Here is a 20745-nt window from a genome sequence, read left to right as displayed (position 1 = left end):
GGAGGCAGCCTTCTTTGTCATGCACGGGAACGGTCGAAACGCTCAGTCGACCGCGCCTTCGCGGCTCGCGCGGCGACGCTCGTGCTCCTTCAGGAAGCGCTTGCGCAGGCGGATCGACTGCGGCGTCACCTCGACGAGCTCGTCGTCATCGATGAACTCGACCGCGTATTCCAGCGACATCTGGACCGGCGGAACGAGACGCACGGCTTCGTCGGTGCCCGACGCGCGCACGTTGGTCAGCTGCTTGCCCTTGATCGGGTTCACGACGAGGTCGTTGTCGCGGCTGTGGATGCCGATGATCATGCCCTCATACAGCGCGTCGCCCGGCTTCACGAACATGCGGCCGCGATCCTGCAGCTTCCACAGCGCATACGCCACGGCCGCGCCGTCGTCCTGCGAGATCAGCACGCCGTTGCGGCGCTCGCCGACCGAGCCGTCCTTGACCGGTGCGTACGAGTCGAAGATGTGGCTCATCAGGCCCGTGCCGCGCGTGAGCGTCAGGAATTCGCTCTGGAAGCCGATCAGGCCGCGCGCCGAGATCTTGTATTCCAGACGCGTGCGGCCGCGACCGTCCGACGCCATGTCGAGCATCTCGCCCTTGCGGCGACCGAGCTCTTCCATCACGCCGCCCTGGTGTTCGTCCTCGACGTCGACCGTCAGCAGTTCGTACGGCTCGTGCTTCGCGCCGTCGATTTCCTGCATCACGACGCGCGGACGCGACACGGCCAGCTCGTAGCCTTCGCGACGCATGTTCTCGACGAGAATCGTCAGGTGCAGTTCGCCGCGGCCCGACACTTCGAACACCGTTTCGTCGCCGGTGTCCTTCACGCGCAGCGCGACGTTGTGGTTCAGTTCCTTCATCAGGCGGTCGCGGATCTGGCGGCTCGTCACGAACTTGCCTTCGCGGCCTGCGAGCGGCGACGAGTTGACGAGGAAGTTCATCGTCAGCGTCGGCTCGTCGACGGTGATCATCGGCAGCGCTTCCGGCGTATCCACCGCGCAGATCGTCGCGCCGATACCGACATCTTCAATACCGTTGATCAGCACGATGTCTCCGGCTTCGGCCGAGTCGACCTGCACGCGCTCGAGACCCTTGAACGACAGCACCTGGTTGATCTTGCGGCTCAGCACGTCGCCTTCCGGGCCGAAACGCATCACGACCGGCTGGCCCGGCTTGATGCGGCCGCGCGTGATGCGGCCGACGCCGATCCGGCCGACGTACGTCGAATAGTCGAGCGACGTGATCTGAAGCTGCAGCGGCGCTTCCGGGTCGGCCGGGCGGACCGGCACGTGCGCGAGGATCGCCTCGAACAGCGGACGCATGTCGCCTTCGCGCGTGGCCGGGTCGAGCGACGCATAGCCATTCAGGCCCGATGCATAGACGATCGGGAAGTCGAGCTGCTCTTCCGTCGCGCCGAGCTTGTCGAACAGGTCGAACGTCTGGTTGATGACCCAGTCGATCCGCGCGCCCGGGCGGTCGATCTTGTTGACGACGACGATCGGCTTCAGGCCGAGCGCGAGCGCCTTCTTCGTGACGAAGCGCGTCTGCGGCATCGGGCCCTCGACCGCGTCGACGAGCAGCAGCACCGAGTCGACCATCGACAGCACGCGCTCCACCTCGCCACCGAAGTCCGCGTGCCCCGGCGTGTCGACGATGTTGATGTGCGTGCCTTCGTACTCGACCGCGCAGTTCTTCGCGAGAATCGTGATCCCGCGCTCCTTTTCGATGTCGTTCGAGTCCATCACCCGCTCCGCAATCTGCTGGTTCTCGCGGAAGGTGCCGGACTGGCGGAGCAGTTGGTCGACGAGCGTAGTCTTGCCGTGGTCGACGTGGGCGATGATGGCGATGTTGCGAAGGGCGCGGGTCATAGAAACCTGGAAATCGTTTGAACGCGCAAGCGCGCCCGCTCGTTTTTCACGGGCGCGCGCGTTGCAGCTGGGAAAGCCTCAAATTATAGCACGTGCGAGTGTCGAAAGCTGGCTGGCACGTTGCAACGCAGCAAGCCGGGCCGGCCCGGCCTCTCCACGAACACGCGGACCTGCCGAAGGCGCCGCCGCCGGCAGACCGAAAACCCTTGTCGTGATAAGGGATTCTTGCAACGCGAAGCACGCCCCCTGCCGTTCGATTAACATTTGCCGCGGCAAGCAATTGTGCCTATACTGCTGCCTAGTCAACTATTGCAGCTTCAGGGTTTTATGTCGGATTCTCCTACCCAACCGCCCGTTTCACCGCTGTCTTCGTATCAGATGAACGACAGCGTCGGTTATCTGATGTCGCGCGTGAAGTCGGTGATGACCAACCTCGTCACGCAACGTACGCAGGAAGAGCTCGGCATCACGGGCACGCAGGCGAGCATGCTGTTCATGATCGCGGTCGGCAAGTGCTCGACGGCCGCCGAGCTCGCTCGCGAATACGGGATCGACGCGAGCGCGGTTACGCGCCTGCTCGACCGGGTCGAGAAACGCGGCCTGCTGTCCCGCGTGCGCAGCATCGAGGATCGGCGCGTCGTGCGCCTCGAACTGACCGACGAAGGCCGCGCGCTTGCCGAACGGCTGCCGCCCATTTTCCGCAGCGTGCTCGACCAGGTTCTGGACGGATTTACGCCGGAAGAAGTCGGGTTCCTGAAGAGCATGCTGCGCCGCATTCTCAGCAACTATTGCGAGACGGCCGGCGGCAGCATCACGTAATAGTTGCCATAACAATTACTTTTGACAGATTAATGTAAGGAAATCCTTGCAGTGTCCATCATTCATTCCGAGTCAGGGGTCAGCGCGATGAAATCCTCCCCGTTGTCCGTGCGCGCCGGGTCGTGCCGCGCCGCCGTCGCTGCCGCGGTCGCCGCACTGGCGCTGGCGGGCTGCGCGAATTACATCGGCATCAAGAGCGACAAGCAGATCGCCCCCGCGTCGCAATTCGAATCCGCGCAGAGCCTGCCGGCCCAGGGCGGCCAGTGGCCGGCGCTCGACTGGGCCAGCCAGTTCGGCGATCCGCAGTTGCCGAAGCTGATCGACGAGGCCCTTCAGGGCAATCCGTCGATCGCGCAGGCGCAGGCGCGCATCGCGAAGGCATCGTCGTACATCGAATCGTCGCGCTCGAACCTGCTGCCGAAAGCCGAAGCCAGCTACTCGTGGACGCGCGAGCTGTATTCGTCGAACGCACTGTTCCCGCCCCCGTACGGCGGCCAGTGGTACAGCGAGAACAACGCGCTCGCGAGCGCATCGTGGGAACTCGACCTGTGGGGCAAGAACCGCGAACGCCTGCACACCGCCGTGTCGCAGGAAAAAGCGGCCGAAGCCGACATGCAGCAGGCACGCATCACGCTCGCTTCGTCGGTCGCGCGCACCTATAACTCGCTCGCGCAGCTCTACGCGTTGCGCGATATCGCGCAACGCGAGATCACCAACCGCGAGACAGTCGGCAAGATCACCGACGGCCGCGTATCGGCCGGCCTCGACACCAACGTCGAACGCCAGACGGCCCGCGGCAATATCGCGACGACCCAGGCTTCGCTGTCGGATCTCGACGGCCAGATCACGACGGTGCGCTACCAGCTCGCCGCGCTGCTCGGCAAGGGGCCTGATCGCGGGCTGCAGATTGCGGCGCCCGTGATGAACCCGAGCGGCGAAGTCGCACTGCCCGGCAACCTGCCGGCCGATCTCGTCTCGCGCCGCCCCGACATCGTCGCCGCACGCTGGCAGGTCGAAGCCGCGATGCACGACGTGAAGGAAGCGAAGGCCGAGTTCTATCCCGACGTGAACCTCGCGGCCGGCTTCGGCTTCGATGCGTTCGGCTGGGGCAAATTCCTCAACTTCGCGAGCCGCCAGGCGCAGTTCGGCCCGGCGATCCATCTGCCGATCTTCGACGCCGGCGCGCTGCGCGCCCAGCTCAAGGGCCGCTACGCGGACTTCGACCTGTCGGTGGCGAACTACAACCAGACGCTGATCAGTGCGCTGAACGACGTCGCGACGCAAGTCGCGTCGATCCGCGCGGTCGATCGCCAGATGGGCGACGCGCAACGTGCGCTCGACGCGTCGACGCGCGCCTACGATCTCGCCGTGATCCGCTACAAGGCCGGCCTGTCGCCGCAACTGCAAGTGCTGACCGCGGACAGCAACCGCCTCGCCTCGGAGCAGACGGTGACCAACCTGAAGATGCGCCGGCGCGACATGCAGCTCGCGCTGATCAAGGCGCTGGGCGGCGGGTTCGATGCGACCGGCACGCCGCTCGCCGTGCCCGACGCCGACAAGCCGACCAAACAGGCCGCCAACTGATCCGGCGCCACCACTACGCAGACACTCGAAATAACGGACGGAGAAAATCGCCATGAGCGACCCTCAACAAAACGCCGCCAGCGCACAGTCGCAAAACAACGGGAAGCGCAAGCGGATGATGACGCTGCTCGTCGCGGTCATCGTGATCGCGGCCATCGCGTACGGCCTGTACTACTTCCTCGTCGCCCGCTTCCATGAAGGGACCGACGATGCGTACGTGAACGGCAACGTCGTGCAGATCACGCCGCAGGTCACCGGCACCGTGATCGCCGTGAAGGCCGACGATACGCAGACGGTCAAGGCCGGCGATCCGCTGGTCGTGCTCGACCCGGCCGATTCGCAGGTCGCGCTGCAGCAGGCGGAAGCCAACCTCGCGCAGACGGTGCGCCAGGTGCGCGGCCTGTTCGTCAACGACGACCAGTACCGCGCGCAGGTCGCGCTGCGCCAGTCCGACCTGTCGAAGGCCGAGGACGACCTGCGCCGCCGCGTGGCCGTCGCGCAGACGGGCGCCGTGTCGCAGGAAGAGATCTCGCACGCACGTGACGCCGTGAAGGCCGCGCAAGCGTCGCTCGATGGCGCGCAGCAGCAGCTCGCATCGAACCGCGCGCTGACTGCGAACACGACGATCGCGTCGCACCCGAACGTGATGGCCGCGGCAGCGAAGGTTCGCGACGCGTATCTCGCGAACGCGCGCAACGTGCTGCCGGCGCCTGTCACGGGCTACGTCGCGAAGCGCTCGGTGCAGGTCGGCCAGCGCGTGTCGCCGGGCACGCCGCTGATGTCGGTGGTGCCGCTGAATGCCGTGTGGGTCGACGCGAACTTCAAGGAAGTCCAGCTCAAGCACATGCGCATCGGCCAGCCGGTCGAGCTGACGGCCGACATCTACGGCTCGTCGGCCGTCTACCACGGCAAGGTCGTCGGCTTCTCGGCCGGCACGGGCTCGGCGTTCTCGCTGCTGCCGGCGCAGAACGCGACCGGCAACTGGATCAAGGTCGTGCAGCGCCTGCCGGTGCGTATCGAGCTCGATCCGAAGGATCTCGACAAGCATCCGCTGCGCATCGGCCTGTCGATGCAGGTCGACGTGGACATCAAGGACGAACGCGGCAACCAGCTCGTCAACGCGCCGAACACCGTCTACGAGACCAATGTGTTCGCGAAATACGGCGACGAAGCCGATGCCGAAATCGCGCGCGTCATCGCCGAGAACGCGGGCAGCAACGCGTCGGCAGTGCCGGCCGCGGCGAAGCAAGGCAGCGCCGCGAAGATGATGTAACCGTTCCGACTCCGGAAAGACAACCGAAATGGCACAGGCTCCTGTCTCCTACCCGCCCTTGCAGGGCGGGCAACTCGTGCTCGGGACGATCGCGGTGTCGCTCGCGGTGTTCATGAACGTGCTCGACACGTCCATCGCGAACGTCGCGATCCCGACCATCTCGGGCGACCTCGGCGTGTCGTCCGACCAGGGCACGTGGGTCATCACGTCGTTCGCGGTCGCGAACGCGATCTCGGTGCCGCTGACGGGCTGGCTGACCGACCGTTTCGGGCAGGTCCGCCTGTTCCTCGCGTCGATCATCCTGTTCGTCATCTCGTCCTGGATGTGCGGCCTCGCGCCGACGCTGCCGTTCCTGCTCGCGTCGCGCGTGCTGCAGGGTGCGGTCGCGGGCCCGATGATTCCGCTGTCGCAATCGCTGCTGCTGTCGAGCTATCCGCGCGCGAAGGCGCCGATGGCGCTCGCGTTGTGGTCGATGACGACGCTGATTGCACCGGTCGCGGGCCCGATCCTCGGCGGCTGGATCTCGGACAACTACTCGTGGCCGTGGATCTTCTACGTGAACATCCCGGTCGGCATCGCCGCGGCGCTCGCCACGTGGTCGATCTACCGCTCGCGCGAATCGACGGTGCGCCGCGCCCCGATCGACGGCGTCGGTCTCGCGCTGCTGGTGCTGTGGGTCGGCTCGCTGCAGATCATGCTCGACAAGGGCAAGGATCTCGACTGGTTCGCATCGACGACGATCGTCGCGCTCGCGCTGATCGCGATCATCTCGTTCGCGTTCTTCGTGATCTGGGAACTGACCGCCGAGCACCCCGTCGTCGATCTTTCGCTGTTCCGGATTCGCAACTTCACGGGCGGTACGGTCGCGCTTGCGGTCGGTTACGGGCTCTACTTCGGCAACCTCGTGCTGCTGCCGCTGTGGCTGCAGACCCAGATCGGCTACACGGCGACCGACGCCGGCCTCGTGATGGCGCCGGTCGGGCTGTTCGCGATCCTGCTGTCGCCGCTGACCGGCAAGTTCCTGCCGCGCACCGATCCGCGCTACATCGCGACCGCCGCGTTCCTCACGTTCGCACTGTGCTTCTGGATGCGCTCGCGCTACACGACGGGCGTCGACGAATGGTCGCTGACGCTGCCGACGCTCGTGCAGGGCATCGCAATGGCCGGCTTCTTCATTCCACTCGTGTCGATCACGTTGTCCGGCCTGCCCGGCCACCGCATTCCCGCGGCTTCCGGCTTGTCGAACTTCGTGCGGATCATGTGCGGCGGTATCGGCACGTCGATCTTCCAGACCGCATGGGATCACCGCAACAACTTCCATCACGCGCAACTGGTCGAACAGGCGAACGTGTACAACCCGACGTTCAACCAGGCCGTTACGCAGATGGGCAATCTCGGGCTGACGCAGAACCAGGCGCATGGCCTCATCAACAACCAGGCCACGCAACAGGCCGCGCAGCTCGGCGTGAACGACCTGTTCTACATCTCGGCCGTGATCTTCGTGCTGCTGATTGCGCTGATCTGGATCACGAAGCCCGAACGCGCGGGCGGCGGCGATGCCGGTGCGGCAGCGTCGGCGGCACACTGAGCGCCGACCGACACCGCGCCACCGCGCGCCAAACAAAAAGCCCGGTCGAAATCGACCGGGCTTTTTGTTGCTCCGACGGCGCGCTCGCGCCGCTGCGTCAGGCGGCCGTCACGACGAGCCGTTCCGGTGCGAGCACGCCATTCGCCTTGCGCGCCACGCCGAGCAGCCGCGTTGCGTCGTAGACGCGCACGCGCTCGCCGTCGGCCGCATCGATCGGCCCGAGCTCCGACAGCGGCAGGCGCTGACCATGCAGGAACCGCTTCGCGCACGCATCGTCGAGACGAACGGACGGAAACGTCGACAACAATGCATCGACCGGCTGGAGCCACGCATCGCGCGCCGATTCATCGGCGTCCGACAGCGCATCGAGCGTCACCGCATGCTCGAGCGTCAGCGCGCCGACGCCCGTGCGACGCAGCATCGTCAGATGCGCACCGCAACCGAGCGCCTCGCCGATATCCTCCGCCAGCGTGCGCACGTAAGTGCCCTTGCTGCAGGTCACGCGAAACGTCACGTCGGGCATCTCGCAGGCAAGCAGGTCGAGCGCATGGATCGTCACGTTGCGGCCTTCGCGCTCGACGGTCTGGCCCGCGCGTGCATATTCGTACAGCGGCTTGCCATCGCGCTTGAGTGCCGAATACATCGGCGGCACCTGCACGATCTCGCCGGTGAAGCGCGCGAGCGCGGCCTCCACCGCTGCGCGGTCGCATTCGACCGGCCGCGTGTCGATCACTTCGCCCTCCGCGTCGCCGGTGGCCGTGCGCAGGCCGAGGCGCATCGTCGCCTCGTAGGTCTTGTCGGCCTCGAGCAGATCCTGCGAGAACTTCGTCGCCTCGCCGAAACACAGCGGCAGCAGGCCCGAAGCCAGCGGATCGAGCGTGCCGGTGTGGCCGGCTTTCTTCGCGAGAAGCAGCCGCTTCGCGCGAATCAGCGCATCGTTGCTCGACAGGCCGACCGGCTTGTCGAGCAGGAGGACACCGTCCAGCGCGCGCCGGGGCACGCGCGGGCGTTGGGATGCTGCATTCGTCATAGGCCGGTCGAGTTCAGTCGTCCTTGGTCGGCGCGTCGGCTTCGTCGTCGTCCTTCGCACGCGTCGAATTCGCTTCCTTGATCAGGCGCGACATTTCCACGGCCTTCTCGATCGTCTGGTCGTAATGGAAGTGCAGCGTCGGCACCGTATGAATGTGCAGACGCTTGAACAGCAGGTTGTGCAGGTGCCCCGACGCATGGTTCAGCGCCTCCTGCGTCTTTTCCGGATCGCCGGTGAGCGCCGTGAAGTAGACCTTCGCGTGCGCGTAGTCCGGCGTGAGCTCCACGCTCTGGATGGTCACGATGCCGATGCGCGGGTCTTTGACCTCGCGCATGATGAGTTCGGACAGATCGCGCTGAATCTGGTCGGCGATCTGAACGTTGCGATTGGGAGAAGTCCGTTTCCTGGACATGATCGATCCGTGATCCGTTTATCAGGATGAAGCGGCGGGCCATTGTTGGCGCGCCACTATGAAAATGGGCGGGACAGGCCCAAGCCTGCCCCGCCCATGAGCCGATGCGCGACGATTACAGCGTACGCGCGACTTCGGTCACTTCGAAGACTTCGAACTGGTCGCCTTCGATGACGTCGTTGAAGTTCTTCACCGACATACCGCACTCGAAGCCTTGCTTCACTTCCTTCACGTCGTCCTTGAAGCGCTTCAGCGATTCGAGTTCGCCCGTGAAGATCACGACGTTGTTGCGCAGCACGCGAACCGACGACGAGCGCTTGACGATACCGTCCGTCACCATACAGCCGGCGACCGTGCCGACCTTCGGTACCTTGAAGACCTGGCGCACCTCGACCATGCCGGTGATGACTTCGCGCTTCTCCGGCGCCAGCATGCCCGACATTGCCGCCTTCACCTCATCCACTGCGTCGTAGATGATGTTGTAGTAGCGGATGTCGATGCCGTTCGACTCGGCCAGCTTGCGCGCCTGTGCATCCGCACGCGTGTTGAAGCCGATGATGACCGCCTTCGATGCCGTCGCGAGGTTGACGTCGTTTTCGCTGATGCCGCCCACCGCGCTGTGCACGATCTGCACGCGCACTTCGTCGGTCGACAGCTTGAGCAGCGACTGCACGAGCGCTTCCTGCGAACCCTGCACGTCTGCCTTGATGATGAGCGGCAGGTTCTGTACTTCGCCTTCGCCCATCTGCTCGAGCATGCTTTCCAGCTTCGCGGCCTGCTGCTTCGCGAGCTTCACGTCACGGAACTTGCCCTGACGGAACAGCGCGATTTCACGTGCCTTGCGCTCGTCCGGCAGCACGATCACTTCCTCGCCCGCACCCGGCACTTCCGACAGACCCTGGATTTCGACCGGGATCGACGGGCCGGCTTCCTTCGTCGGCTTGCCGTTCTCGTCGAGCATCGCGCGCACGCGGCCATAGGCCGTACCCGCCAGCACGATGTCGCCGCGGTTCAGCGTACCGGACTGCACGAGGATCGTCGCGACCGGGCCCTTGCCCTTGTCGAGCTTCGCTTCGATTACGATGCCCTTGGCCGGCGCTTCGACCGGTGCCTTCAGTTCCAGCACTTCGGCCTGCAGCAGCACGTTCTCGAGCAGATCGTCGATGCCGGCACCCGTCTTCGCCGACACCGGCACGAACGGCGAATCGCCGCCGTACTCTTCCGGCACGACGCCTTCCGCGACCAGCTCCTGCTTGACGCGCTCGGGGTTCGCATCCGGCTTGTCGATCTTGTTGATCGCGACGACGATCGGCACGCCACCCGCCTTCGCGTGGGCGATTGCTTCCTTCGTCTGCGGCATCACGCCGTCGTCGGCCGCCACCACCAGCACCACGATGTCGGTCGCCTTCGCGCCGCGTGCACGCATTGCCGTGAACGCCTCGTGACCCGGCGTATCGAGGAACGTGATGACGCCGCGCGGCGTATCGACGTGATATGCGCCGATGTGCTGCGTAATGCCGCCCGCTTCGCCCGCGGCAACCTTCGCGCGGCGGATGTGGTCGAGCAGCGAGGTCTTGCCGTGGTCGACGTGACCCATCACCGTGACGACCGGCGGACGCGGCAGTTGCTCCGCGTCGGTGGTCGTTTCACCTTCGACGAGCAGCGCTTCCGGATCGTCCAGCTTCGCGGCGACCGCGCGGTGGCCCAGTTCCTCGACGACGATCATCGCCGTTTCCTGGTCCAGCACCTGGTTGATCGTGACCATCTGGCCCATCTTCATCATCACCTTGATGACTTCCGAGGCCTTGATCGACATCTTGTGGGCGAGATCGGCAACCGACACGGTTTCCGGCACGTGCACTTCACGCACGATCGGCTCGGTCGGCGCCTGGAACGACGATGCGCTGTCCTGGTGACGGCCACGGCCCTTCGGGCCGCCGCGCCAGCCGCGGTCGACGCCGCCGCTCGAATCGCCGCGCGTCTTGATGCCGCGGCGCTTCGCTGCGTCGTCCTGCCAGCCGCCCTTGCCTGCGCCCGGCTTCTTGTTGCGGTCGCCCGCGCCTGCCGGTGCCTGCGTCGTGGCCGGTGCCGCGCCGGCCGGCTTCTTCACTGCCGGACGCGCCTGCGCGCCTTCAGGCTTCGCCGGCTTGTGCAGCGTGCCCTTCGCTTCGGCCGGCTTCGGCGGCTCGACCGGCTTCGGCGGCTCGACTGCCTTGACCACGGCCTTGCGCGGCGTGTTCATCATTTCGCGGATCGCGCGCGCTTCGGCCTCGGCGGCCGCACGGCGCTTGCTGATCTCTTCCTGCTCGGCGCGCGCCTTGTCCGCCGCCTCGCGGGCAGCATCCTCGGCCTTCTTCGCCGCTTCGCGCTGCGCCGCACGTTCGGCAGCCGCACGGGCTTCGGCGGCCGCGCGCGCTTCGTCCTGCGCGGACTGCGCACTCGGTGCTTCCGGCTCGGCCGCGGCGGCCTGCTGCGCTGCCGCCTGCTGCTGTGCCGCAGCGGCTTCGGCCGCAGCACGCTTCGCCGCAGCTTCTTCCTCGGCGCGACGGCGCTCGGCTTCAGCCGCTTCCTCGCGAGCGCGGCGCTCGGCTTCCTCGCGCTCGAGGCGCTCCTGGCGCTCGCGCAGTTCCTGAGCCTGCTTTTCGAGCAGCTCGGCCTCGCGGCGCGCTTCTTCCTCGCGACGCTTCAGTTCTGCATCGTCGTCCGCTTCTGCGGCCTGCGCCTGACCCTGTTCCGCGCCATCGCTCACGTCGTCGCGCTTGACGAACGTGCGCTTCTTGCGGACCTCGACCTGAATGGTGCGAGCCTTGCCCGTCGCGTCAGATTGCTTGATCTCCGACGTATGCTTGCGGGTCAGCGTGATCTTGCGCTTGTCGCCGTCGGTTGCGCCGTGCGACTTGCGCAAATGATCGAGCAGACGCGCCTTGTCCGCTTCGGACAGCGCATCGTCTTCACTCGCTTTCTGGACGCCCGCTGCCTGCAGCTGTTCGAGCAGCACACCAGCAGGCATTTTCAGTTCCGCGGCAAATTGGGCTACGTTGTTACTCGCCATTCATTCCTCTTAGTGCAAGGACCGATTCCTTGCTGTTAGCATCGGGTCAGGCCATACGGCCGCCATCAAATCAGTGCGCCATGGTCATTTCTCACTGGAACCAGTGTTCACGTGCTTTCATGATCAACGCCTTAGCGGCATCCTCTTCCATCCCGGTCAGGTCGACCAGTTCATCCACTGCAAGCTCGGCGAGATCGTCTCGCGTCTGCACACCATGTTCGGCCAGCTTCGCGAGCAGCTCCGGCGTGACGCCGTCGAGGCTCTTCAGATCCAGCGCTGCGTTCTCGACCTTTTCTTCGTTCGCGATCGCCATCGTCAACAGCGCATCGCGTGCGCGGTTGCGCAGTTCGTGCACGGTGTCCTCGTCGAACGCCTCGATTTCGAGCATTTCGTTGAGCGGCACGTAAGCGATCTCTTCGAGGCTCGTGAAGCCTTCGTCGATCAGGATGTCGGCAACTTCTTCGTCGACGTCGAGACGCGCCATGAACAGCGCACGCAGCCGGTCGCGCTCTTCACCCTGCTTCAGGGCGGATTCGTCCGGCGTCATGATGTTGATCTGCCAGCCGGTCAACTCGCCGGCAAGGCGAACGTTCTGACCGCTGCGGCCGATCGCGACAGCCAGCTCGTTCTCGTCGACGACGACGTCCATCGAATGCTTTTCTTCATCGACGACGATCGACTGGACAGCTGCCGGCGCGAGCGCGCCGATCACGAACTGGGCGGGATCCTCCGACCATAGCACGATGTCGATGTTTTCGCCACCGAGCTCGTTGCGCACGGCCTGCACGCGCGAGCCGCGAATGCCGACGCAGGTGCCGATCGGATCGATCCGCTTGTCGTACGCGATGACGCCGATCTTCGCGCGCACGCCCGGGTCGCGGGCCGCCGCCTTGATCTCGAGCAGGCCCTGCTCGATTTCCGGCACTTCCATCTCGAACAGCTTCATCAGGAACTCGGGCGCCGTGCGCGACAGCTCGATCTGCGGGCCGCGCGCGGTGCGGTCGACCTTCGCGATGTACGCGCGCACGCGGTCGCCCACGCGCAGGTTTTCCTTCGGGATCAGCTGGTCGCGGCGCAGCAGCGCTTCGACACGGCCCGATTCGACGATGAAGTTGCCCTTGTCGAGGCGCTTCACCGTGCCCGTCATGATCTTTTCGCCGCGCTCGAGGTAATCGTTCAGGATCTGCTCGCGCTCCGCGTCGCGCACCTTCTGCAGGATCACCTGCTTCGCGGCCTGCGCGCCGATGCGGCCGAACTCGATCGACGGTACGGGTTCCTCGACATATTCGCCGACTTCGACGTCGGGCTTCTGCTCACGTGCTTCGAACAGCAGGATCTCGCGATCCGGCTCCTGCAAGCCTGCCTCGTCGGGCACGACGAGCCAGCGACGGAAGGTTTCGTGCTCGCCGCTTTCGCGATCGATATGGACGCGGATTTCGGCGCCTTCGTCGAACAGCTTCTTGGAAGCGGACGCGAGCGCAGCCTCGAGGGCGCCCAGCACCACATCCTTGTCGACGTTTTTCTCGCGCGCCAGCGCATCCACCAGCATCAACACTTCGCGACTCATTATTTGCGGCTCCTAAAGTCAACTTGCGGAATCAGGCGGGCTTTGTCGATATCGGCCAGCGTGAAATCCAGCATGGCCGCCTCGCCCTTCTTCCCTTCAAATTCCAAACCGATCGTTTCGCCATTCGGCGCGTGCAGAATGCCCCGGTACGTCTTGCGCCCGTCCAGCGGCTTTTTCAAGGTCACGGAAACTTCGCTGCCGGCGAAGCGCTCGAAGTCGGCCAGCTTCTTCAACGGGCGGTCGAGCCCCGGGGACGAGACTTCGAGCCGTTCGTAATCGATGTTTTCGACCGTCAAGACGTGCTGGAGCTGACGCGTGACCTTTTCGCAATCTTCGAGCGAGATGCCGGCAGGCTGATCGATATAGATGCAAAGCATGCCGCGCCCGGTGCGCTCGAGATCCACCAGCTCGTAGCCGAGCCCGGTGACCGTGGTTTCTATCAGTTCCGTCAGTTGCACAGTGTCCTCTCAGGTGTTCGCGCCCGCCGCTCGCGATTCACCCGCGGGCGCGCGCCTTAGCCGGCGCAGGAAGCGCTACCCGAGATGCCTAACCGTTTCAGCAAAAAAAAATGGGCGGAACGCCCATCTTTCTTACTGGTGGTCGCACCTGAGCCGCACATTGAATCCGTACGCCCAGCGACTCCGCGATTATAGCGATTTTTGGCGCAAACGCCAAGCCAGCCGGTGAAAGCAGCGTTTCGACTGCCTTTACGGACCGAAAATGCGAAATCGGGCTACCCGATCAACCGGCGCAATCCGGCCGCACCGGAGATCGGGCATGCCGGCTGCCATCCAGCGGCACGCGGCATATATATACAGTCGAAATCAAGAAACGCAACGCGTCGCGCCGACAAAACCGGACGGATGCCGATCCTGCCGGCACGCCGGCGGCTTTGCGCCGCCGCATGCCGCGATACGCTTAGCGGCTGCGCGTGCGGCTGCGCTGCGGACGCGGGCTACCGCCGCGCGGGCCGCCGCCGTTGCCGGCGCCTTCGGTACGATTACCGTTCGGATTGCGATTGCCGCCCTTGCCGCCGCCTCGCTTGCCGCCCGCCGGGCCCTCACGCTTGGGGCCCGCGCCGTACGACGCGCGGTTGCCGTCGACATCACGGCCGCCGCCAGCGCGGTTGCCATCTCGGCCGCCGCCGCCCGAGCGGTTGCCGTCGCGGCCGCCGCCAGCACGGTTGCCGTAGCCCGACGGCGCAACCGGCAGGCTGCCGTAGCCGCTCAGGCCCGGCAGACCCGGCCCGCCGCGACGGCCACCGCCACGGCGCGGCTGGTCAAGCTGCCCGTGCGTCGTCAGCACCGGCTCGCGACTGATGAAGCCCATCGACGTCAGCATCGGATCGGGCTGGCGGCGCTCTGCCTGGCCGGCACCGCCACGCTTGCCTTTCTCCTCGGACGGTGCCTTCAGGCCGACGGTCGCCATCAGCTTGCGCACCTGCGCGTCGTCGAGCTCCTCCCAGCGACCGCGCTTCAGACCGCGCGGCAGCGGGATCGGGCCGTGACGCGTACGGATCAGGCGGCTCACCATCAGGCCGGCCGCCTCGAACATCCGGCGCACTTCGCGGTTGCGGCCTTCGGCCAGCGCGACGTGATACCAGTGGTTCGTGCCTTCGCCGCCGCCATCGCGGATGCGCAGGAAATTGGCGGGGCCGTCGTCCAGCTCGACGCCGTGCAGCAGCTTTTGCCGGTTGCCTTCGGTGAGCTCGCCGACCACCCGCACCGCGTACTCACGCTCGACGCTGTAGCGCGGATGCATGAAGCGGTTCGCGAGGTCGCCCGACGTCGTCAGCATCAGCAGACCTTCGGTATTGAAGTCGAGGCGGCCCACCGCAAGCCATTTCGCCGTCTTCATCGGCGGCAGGCGGTCGAACACCGACGGACGGCCTTCCGGATCCGCATGGCTGACGATTTCGCCCGTCGGCTTGTGGTACAGCAGCACGCGCGGCGGCTTGTTCGGCAGCTTGCGCTTGACCGGCTTGCCGTTGATCCGCACCTGGTCGGTCGGCATGATGCGCTGGCCGATGTGCGCGGGCTCGCCGTTCACCGACACGCGGCCGGCGACGATCAGCTCTTCCATTTCGCGACGCGAGCCCATCCCCGCTTCCGCCAGCACCTTGTGCAGCTTCGGCGCATCGTCGTCCGGCGACAGCACGCGCTTGTTCGCCGGCTGGCTGCGGCCGCGACGCAGCATCGGCGCACGCACGCCGCTGCCGCCCGCGGAATTGTCCGCGTCGAATGCGGGCGACGTCACGTATGCGAACAGTTCGTCCTGGGACGCATCGCCCTCCGCCTTGGCCGGGCTGCCTTCAGCCTTCGGTGCGCCGCCACGGCCGCCTTGTGCACCCTGGCCGCCCTTGGCAGCGCCTTCGCGCTTGCCGGCCGGCTTGCGGCCGCCCTTGGCGGCGCCTTCCTTGCGCGGTGCGCGCGCGGGCTGCGCTTCGACGGCCTCGGCCGGCTGCGCGTCCGCGCCTTCGCCGCCCTGCGGCTCGCCTTCGGCGCCCTTCGACTTGGCCGCCGCGCGACGCCGCGCGATCAGGCTGCGCGGGCCTCGCCGCAGACCGCGGCGGGGACGCTCGTCGCCACCCGCGGCCGAAGCGTCCTGCTCCGGTGCATCGTCGGCACGCGCTGCCTGCACGGCAGGCGCGGACGATTCAATATCGTGGATATCTGTCAAAACAACCTCAAAATGTCAGGTCTCGCGCCCGGCGCGGGCGCGGCAAGAAGTTGGCCGCGTTCAGGCGCGACGCTGTTCGGGTTCTGCTTCGTCGTCCGGCAGCGCGTCGGCGCCGATGGGCGCACTGGCGCTTCGTACGGCATCGGCGAGACTGTCGGACGTGTCGTCCAGCATCTCGCCGTCCGCGGGACGCGAACGGGAGGCGTCGGCCTGGCCAACCTCGCCGGGCATGTCGCCGGCCGCTTCCGCTCCGTCTCCGGCAGCCGCTTCGGCGGCCGGCTTGCGATCTTCCTCGCTCCGATCCGCGCGCAGCGGCTCGGGCTGCACATCGGTCGGCACTGCTTCGGCGCCAACCTGTTCCGTTTGTTCCGTTTGCCGGCGATCAGCATCGAGCGTATCGCGGTTCGGCATTTCCTGCGTCGACGCGACATCGGTCGCGGCATCCCCCGGCAATTCGGCCAATTGGCCGGCGGACGCTTCATCCGCCTGCGCCTGCGGCACGTCGTCTGCTGCGTCACCGGCTTGCGGCGTGTCGTCGGCAACCGGTACGGCGCCGTCGAAGTCCATTGCGTGCTGCGCAAGCAGCGCGGCCTCGATGTTCGCTGCCGGCTCCTCGAGCGCCGGCAGCTCGTCGAGCGCCTTCAGGCCGAGATCGTCGAGGAACTGCTTGGTCGTCGCATACAGCGCCGGACGCCCCGGCACGTCACGATGACCGATCACCTCGATCCAGCCGCGATCCTCGAGTTGCTTGACCACCTGCGTATTGACCGTGACGCCGCGAATCTCTTCGATGTCGCCGCGCGTGACGGGTTGCCGGTACGCGATGATCGCGAGCGTTTCGAGCACCGCGCGCGAATATTTCGGCGGCTTCTCGGGATGCAGGCGATCCAGATAGTGACGCATCGCCGGCTTGCTCTGGAAGCGCCATCCGGTCGCCAGCGCCACCAGTTCGACGCCGCGGCCGGACCAATCCTGTTTCAGATCTTCGAGCAACGTGCGGACCGTGTCAGCCGACACGCCGTCGGCAAAGAGCTTGCGCAAATCGCCGAGCTTCAGCGGTTCCTGCGCGCAGATCAAAGCAGTCTCGAGGACGATCTTCGCCTCTTGGGTATTCATGCAGCTAGGCCAGACCCTGTGGTCAAACGAACCGGATCAACAAACAGACGAAAGGAACGGAAGACGCGCTCGCCCGATTCTGATCGGTCATATTGATGGGAGCACGAACCGGGGGCGGCGAACCAACTTCAGGCCAGGCCCAAACCGGACGGAACAGCACGGCTCAACGACGGAACCGCGTGACTGAGCGCCATATTACGCAAAATTGCCCGGTGCGTAAAGATGAGCAGATCGGCCCGCCGCCAGTGCGCCGCGCCCGCTCCGGCCCTGCTTCAGCGGGCAGCCGCGCCGCGCGCGAGGAACCGGCGCAGCCGCTCGACGCCCGCGTCGAGTCGTGCCGGATCGCATGCGTAGCACCAGCGCACGAATCCTTCCCCCTCCGGGCCGAATGCCCGCCCGGGCGCAAGGCCGAGCCCCGCATCGCGCACCAGCGTCTTGCAGAACGCGAGACTGTCGGCCGCGCCCGGCAGGCGCAGGAACAGGTACATCGCGCCCGGCGGAGGCGGCACCTCGACGCCCGGCAGCGTCCGCAGCGCGGCGACCAGGTGATCGCGCGCTTCGCGCAGCGCCGCGACGAACGACCGCACGAACGGCTCGCCGTCGCGCAGCGCGACCTCGCCCGCGGCCTGCACGAAGCCCGGCGCGCACGACGTGTTGTATTCGACGAGCTTCGACAGATCGCCCATCACCGATGCCGGCGCAATGAGCCATCCCAGCCGCCAGCCCGTCATCGCCCACGCCTTCGAGAACGAATTCACGACAACGACCCGCTCGTCGCGCGATGCGATATCGAGGAACGACGGCGCGCCGCCATCGCCGAACGCAAGCCGTTCGTACACCTCGTCGGCGACCAGCCAGATGCCGTGACGCCGACAATGGGCAAGCACGGCCCGCTGATCGTCGCGCGACATCGTCCAGCCGGTCGGATTGTTCGGCGAGTTGACCAGCAGCATCCGCGTATCGGGCGTCAGCGCGTCGAGCAGCCGGTCGACATCGAGCTGCCAGCCCGCGTCGCCATAGCCGAGCGGCACGCATTCGACCTGCGCGCCGAGGATCTTCGGAATCTCGACGAGATTCGGCCACAGCGGCGTGACCGCGACGACGCGCTCGCCCGGGCCGACCAGCATCTGCGCGGCCAGCATCAGCGCGTTCACGCCCGAACTCGTCACGGCGACCGTGTCGGCCGCCGTCGCACCATGACGCGCGCTCACGTAGGCCGCAATCGCGTCGCGCAGCGGCGCAGTGCCGAGGTTGTGCGTGTAGAAGGTCGCGCCGTCGCGCAGCGCCGCTGCCGCGGCGTCGCGGATGAAATCCGGCGTCACGCGGTCGGACTCGCCGAACCAGAACGGCAGCACGTCCGGCACGCCGAAGCCGGCGTTCGCCACCTCTCGGATCAGCGACGGACGCAGCGCGTGCACCGCGGCGCGCGCCGCCGGCTCGTCGGTCGTCGGGGAAAAACCTGCGGAATGCGTCATCGAGAACCACCGCCCAGGAACACGATCCACGTAGTGTACCGGCCCGCAAGCCGGGCCGCGTCGCTTCCGCGCACGTCAGTCGAGGTCTTCCGCCCTCGCCGGCATCTGCCGCACGAGTTCCCAGATCGCCTGCGCCGCGGGCGACAACGACCGGTCGCGGCGGCGCACCAGTTCGACCGTGCGCTCGGTGCGCGGCGTGAGCGGCCGCGCGACGAGTGTCGAGCCGGCCGGCAGCGGCAGCGACAGCCACGGCTGCACGCTCACGCCGACGCCGGCCTCGACGAGCCCGAACACGGTCGCCGAATGCCCGAGTTCCTGCATCACCGTCGCATTGACATGATGGGCGGCCAGCGCGGCATCGATCAGCGGCCGGCTTCCCGACGCGTGATCGAGGAGCACGAGGCGCTCGCCGTCCAGCGCCGTCCACGGCACCTCGGAACGCGCCGCGAGCGGATGATCGGCACGCGCGACGAGGCAGAACGAATCGGTCATCAGCGGTTCGCAGACGAGATCGGCGACCGTAAGCGGCCCGATCACGACGCCGAAATCGACTTCGCTCGACTTCACCTTGCGCAGCACGTCGCTCTGCACGTCGTCTCGCAGGCCAAGCGTCACGAACGGAAACTGGCGCTCGCACGATGCAACCACGCGCGGCATCAGCCTGCAGGCGATCGTCGGGCTCGCCGCGACGATCACGCGCCCGCGGCGCTGCTCACCGATCTCGCGAATCTCGCGCAGCGTGTCGTCGAGATCGTCGATCAGACGCGACACGCTCGCGATCAGGTTCGCGCCGACGTCGGTGAGTTGCACGTCGCGCGTCGTGCGGTCGATCAACTTCAGCCCAAGCTCGGCCTCGAGCTCTCGCACGCAGCGGCTGACCGCGGACTGCGTGAGCCCGATCTCGTCGCCCGCGCGACTGAAGCTCTTGAGCCGCGCTACCTCGATGAATACGCGAAGCTGGCGCAGCGTGACGTTCATCTCCTGACCTCATCAATCGTCGATATCGATGCACGATTTTAATGCGTGAATCCGGCTTCGATGCGCGAATCCGGCACTGGTCGCACATGTTTCGCTGCGGTGCAATACACAAGCAAACGCACGCAGCACGGGCGAACTGCACAAGATTGGTGATTGTCCCGATTTGCTGGCGGGTTATTTTGGCGTCTTATACGCCCCTAGCTGACTTAGCCGTTAGCTCGCTGCCAAGCGGCTCTCGAGGGATTCGCCTCCGACGTGGCACGCTTCGTGCATTACCTGGCGCACAGGGCGTAGGTTTCGTCGGATGGAAAGGCAGAAACGCCGCTGCCGGCCAACCGGACGCCCCCACCCGGCACTCGACGATCGAGTGCTTGAAGAGTGCGCGGCGCAGGGCAGCGCACCGGAGTTAGCTTCGCTGAGGTGAGGACATGATGCTGTTCGACGATTTGAGAGATAACGAGTGGGCGCTGGTCGAAGGTCTGTTTTGCTCGGAACCCGCACGGAGTGAGCGGCGCGGCCGCCCCCGAGTGGAAGCACGCTCGGTGGTAAACGCCGTGTTGTGGGTGCTGTCGACGGGTGAAGGCTGGTCGAAGCTGCCGGGCCGCTATCCGTCGCCGCCGACCTGCCGCCGTCGCTTCGACGAATGGCAGGCGGATGGCACGCTCGCCGAAATCGTGAAACGACTCGGCACGAGCGGCCGGCAGATCTCGCTGCGCGGGCGCATCGGCGCGAGCGCCGCGAAGCCGCCCGCACCGCCGAGCCGCGACCGGCTGCGCGGCGCCTTCTGGACCAATCCGGAATCCTGGCGCGCCCCCGTCAAGATGGCGTAACGAATGCTCGATCGGGCGGCTTCGGCCGCCCGGTTTCTTTCCGCGACGCGATCTTTTCGCGACGCCTGCGTTGCTGTCGAATACCGTTGTCGTGCCGCGATACAACTATTTACCAATATTTACAGCAAGCCTGCACTCCCACGCTTACCTTAGCGAAATATCAACAGGCCGCACCGACGGCTTGAAGGGAGCCCCGCCATGAGACCAATGTCACTGCTCGTCGCATGCGGCATTGTCATTTCCCTGGCGCTGACCGCTCCAGCTCACGCCGACGATCGCGCAAAACCGCCTCATCGCCAGCAGGATCACCGCAATACTCTCCGCCAGCCGCCGTCTGCAGCCCCGTCCGGCCGGCAAACCGTGCCGCGCGGCGACCTGCGCGGCGACATCGCCAGCAATGCGCGTGCGCGCATCGGCTCGCAGCCGTCCGACATGCCGCGTCATCCGTAGTCCTGCCAATTTCAGGATATCGT

At 66.2% G+C, this 20745-nt stretch carries 15 protein-coding genes and 1 pseudogene; 6 read left to right on the top strand and 10 right to left on the bottom strand.

Annotated features, from left to right (window positions below; genetic code table 11):
- Positions 1 to 42 precede the first annotated feature (42 nt).
- Positions 43 to 1869 (bottom strand): translational GTPase TypA, encoded by a 1827-nt coding sequence (gene typA / locus ACM6JT_RS25245; protein ID WP_034184035.1) that lies wholly within the window; start codon positions 1867 to 1869, stop codon positions 43 to 45.
- Positions 1870 to 2196: 327 nt separating this feature from the next.
- Between typA and ACM6JT_RS25240 the strand changes: the two genes are divergently transcribed.
- The 4 genes from ACM6JT_RS25240 (at position 2197) to ACM6JT_RS25225 (ending at position 7133) form a co-directional block, all read left to right on the top strand.
- On the top strand, positions 2197 to 2688 hold the full coding sequence (locus tag ACM6JT_RS25240; protein WP_034184034.1) for a MarR family winged helix-turn-helix transcriptional regulator: 492 nt from the start codon (positions 2197 to 2199) through the stop codon (positions 2686 to 2688).
- 87 nt (positions 2689 to 2775) lie between these two features.
- Positions 2776 to 4272 (top strand): efflux transporter outer membrane subunit, encoded by a 1497-nt coding sequence (locus tag ACM6JT_RS25235; RefSeq protein WP_414857537.1) that lies wholly within the window; start codon positions 2776 to 2778, stop codon positions 4270 to 4272.
- Between the two features lie 52 nt (positions 4273 to 4324).
- Positions 4325 to 5545, top strand: coding sequence for an efflux RND transporter periplasmic adaptor subunit (locus tag ACM6JT_RS25230; protein ID WP_034184032.1), 1221 nt, complete (start codon positions 4325 to 4327; stop codon positions 5543 to 5545).
- 28 nt (positions 5546 to 5573) lie between these two features.
- Positions 5574 to 7133, top strand: coding sequence for a DHA2 family efflux MFS transporter permease subunit (locus tag ACM6JT_RS25225; protein WP_034184031.1), 1560 nt, complete (start codon positions 5574 to 5576; stop codon positions 7131 to 7133).
- Positions 7134 to 7230: 97 nt separating this feature from the next.
- On the opposite strand, the gene truB is transcribed toward ACM6JT_RS25225, so the two are convergent.
- From truB to ACM6JT_RS25180, 9 genes are all read right to left on the bottom strand, one after another.
- Complete coding sequence (gene truB, locus ACM6JT_RS25220) at positions 7231 to 8163, bottom strand: tRNA pseudouridine(55) synthase TruB (protein WP_105393026.1); 933 nt, start codon at positions 8161 to 8163, stop codon at positions 7231 to 7233.
- Positions 8164 to 8176: 13 nt separating this feature from the next.
- Entirely contained in the window at positions 8177 to 8575 is a 399-nt protein-coding gene (gene rbfA, locus ACM6JT_RS25215; protein ID WP_034184029.1) for a 30S ribosome-binding factor RbfA, read from the bottom strand.
- Between the two features lie 115 nt (positions 8576 to 8690).
- The gene (gene infB / locus ACM6JT_RS25210; protein ID WP_034184028.1) at positions 8691 to 11627 is read right to left on the bottom strand and encodes a translation initiation factor IF-2; all 2937 of its coding nucleotides are present in this window, start codon (positions 11625 to 11627) and stop codon (positions 8691 to 8693) included.
- 91 nt (positions 11628 to 11718) lie between these two features.
- Entirely contained in the window at positions 11719 to 13194 is a 1476-nt protein-coding gene (gene nusA, locus ACM6JT_RS25205; protein WP_034184027.1) for a transcription termination factor NusA, read from the bottom strand.
- Positions 13194 to 13652, bottom strand: coding sequence for a ribosome maturation factor RimP (gene rimP, locus ACM6JT_RS25200; protein ID WP_011351796.1), 459 nt, complete (start codon positions 13650 to 13652; stop codon positions 13194 to 13196). Before rimP ends, nusA begins: the two co-directional genes overlap by 1 nt.
- Before the next feature lie 460 nt (positions 13653 to 14112).
- Complete coding sequence (gene rluB / locus ACM6JT_RS25195; RefSeq protein ID WP_034184026.1) at positions 14113 to 15873, bottom strand: 23S rRNA pseudouridine(2605) synthase RluB; 1761 nt, start codon at positions 15871 to 15873, stop codon at positions 14113 to 14115.
- 60 nt (positions 15874 to 15933) lie between these two features.
- A complete protein-coding gene (gene scpB, locus ACM6JT_RS25190) occupies positions 15934 to 16989 on the bottom strand; it encodes an SMC-Scp complex subunit ScpB (RefSeq protein WP_034184025.1) in 1056 nt (351 codons plus the stop codon).
- A 272-nt stretch (positions 16990 to 17261) separates the two neighbouring features.
- Positions 17262 to 18464: a pyridoxal phosphate-dependent aminotransferase gene (locus ACM6JT_RS25185; protein ID WP_414857536.1), complete on the bottom strand. Its 1203-nt coding sequence runs from the start codon at positions 18462 to 18464 to the stop codon at positions 17262 to 17264.
- Positions 18465 to 18539: 75 nt separating this feature from the next.
- Positions 18540 to 19442, bottom strand: coding sequence for a LysR family transcriptional regulator (locus tag ACM6JT_RS25180; protein WP_034184023.1), 903 nt, complete (start codon positions 19440 to 19442; stop codon positions 18540 to 18542).
- Positions 19443 to 19873: 431 nt separating this feature from the next.
- Here ACM6JT_RS25180 and ACM6JT_RS25175 point away from each other — a divergent pair.
- Positions 19874 to 20269 (top strand): annotated as a pseudogene (locus ACM6JT_RS25175) (transposase); the annotation flags it as partial.
- 201 nt (positions 20270 to 20470) lie between these two features.
- The gene (locus ACM6JT_RS25170) at positions 20471 to 20722 is read left to right on the top strand and encodes a hypothetical protein (RefSeq protein ID WP_105393023.1); all 252 of its coding nucleotides are present in this window, start codon (positions 20471 to 20473) and stop codon (positions 20720 to 20722) included.
- Positions 20723 to 20745 lie beyond the last annotated feature (23 nt).

It is taken from the genome of Burkholderia sp. IT-111MI5 (assembly GCF_949752865.1).
In the GTDB taxonomy this organism is placed as follows: domain Bacteria; phylum Pseudomonadota; class Gammaproteobacteria; order Burkholderiales; family Burkholderiaceae; genus Burkholderia; species Burkholderia pyrrocinia_C.
Note: the sequence above shows the minus strand (reverse complement) of the source record. Positions and strands in the feature narration are given on the sequence as shown.

Coding starts and splice junctions, on each gene's coding strand:
- nusA (WP_034184027.1), bottom strand. CDS start 13,194: ATGAGTCGCGAAGTGTTGATGCTGGTGGATGCGCTGGCGCGCGAGAAA.
- ACM6JT_RS25230 (WP_034184032.1), top strand. CDS start 4,325: ATGAGCGACCCTCAACAAAACGCCGCCAGCGCACAGTCGCAAAACAAC.
- ACM6JT_RS25180 (WP_034184023.1), bottom strand. CDS start 19,442: ATGAACGTCACGCTGCGCCAGCTTCGCGTATTCATCGAGGTAGCGCGG.
- infB (WP_034184028.1), bottom strand. CDS start 11,627: ATGGCGAGTAACAACGTAGCCCAATTTGCCGCGGAACTGAAAATGCCT.
- scpB (WP_034184025.1), bottom strand. CDS start 16,989: ATGAATACCCAAGAGGCGAAGATCGTCCTCGAGACTGCTTTGATCTGC.
- ACM6JT_RS25225 (WP_034184031.1), top strand. CDS start 5,574: ATGGCACAGGCTCCTGTCTCCTACCCGCCCTTGCAGGGCGGGCAACTC.
- typA (WP_034184035.1), bottom strand. CDS start 1,869: ATGACCCGCGCCCTTCGCAACATCGCCATCATCGCCCACGTCGACCAC.
- ACM6JT_RS25235 (WP_414857537.1), top strand. CDS start 2,776: ATGAAATCCTCCCCGTTGTCCGTGCGCGCCGGGTCGTGCCGCGCCGCC.
- ACM6JT_RS25240 (WP_034184034.1), top strand. CDS start 2,197: ATGTCGGATTCTCCTACCCAACCGCCCGTTTCACCGCTGTCTTCGTAT.
- truB (WP_105393026.1), bottom strand. CDS start 8,163: ATGACGAATGCAGCATCCCAACGCCCGCGCGTGCCCCGGCGCGCGCTG.
- ACM6JT_RS25170 (WP_105393023.1), top strand. CDS start 20,471: ATGAGACCAATGTCACTGCTCGTCGCATGCGGCATTGTCATTTCCCTG.
- rbfA (WP_034184029.1), bottom strand. CDS start 8,575: ATGTCCAGGAAACGGACTTCTCCCAATCGCAACGTTCAGATCGCCGAC.
- ACM6JT_RS25185 (WP_414857536.1), bottom strand. CDS start 18,464: ATGACGCATTCCGCAGGTTTTTCCCCGACGACCGACGAGCCGGCGGCG.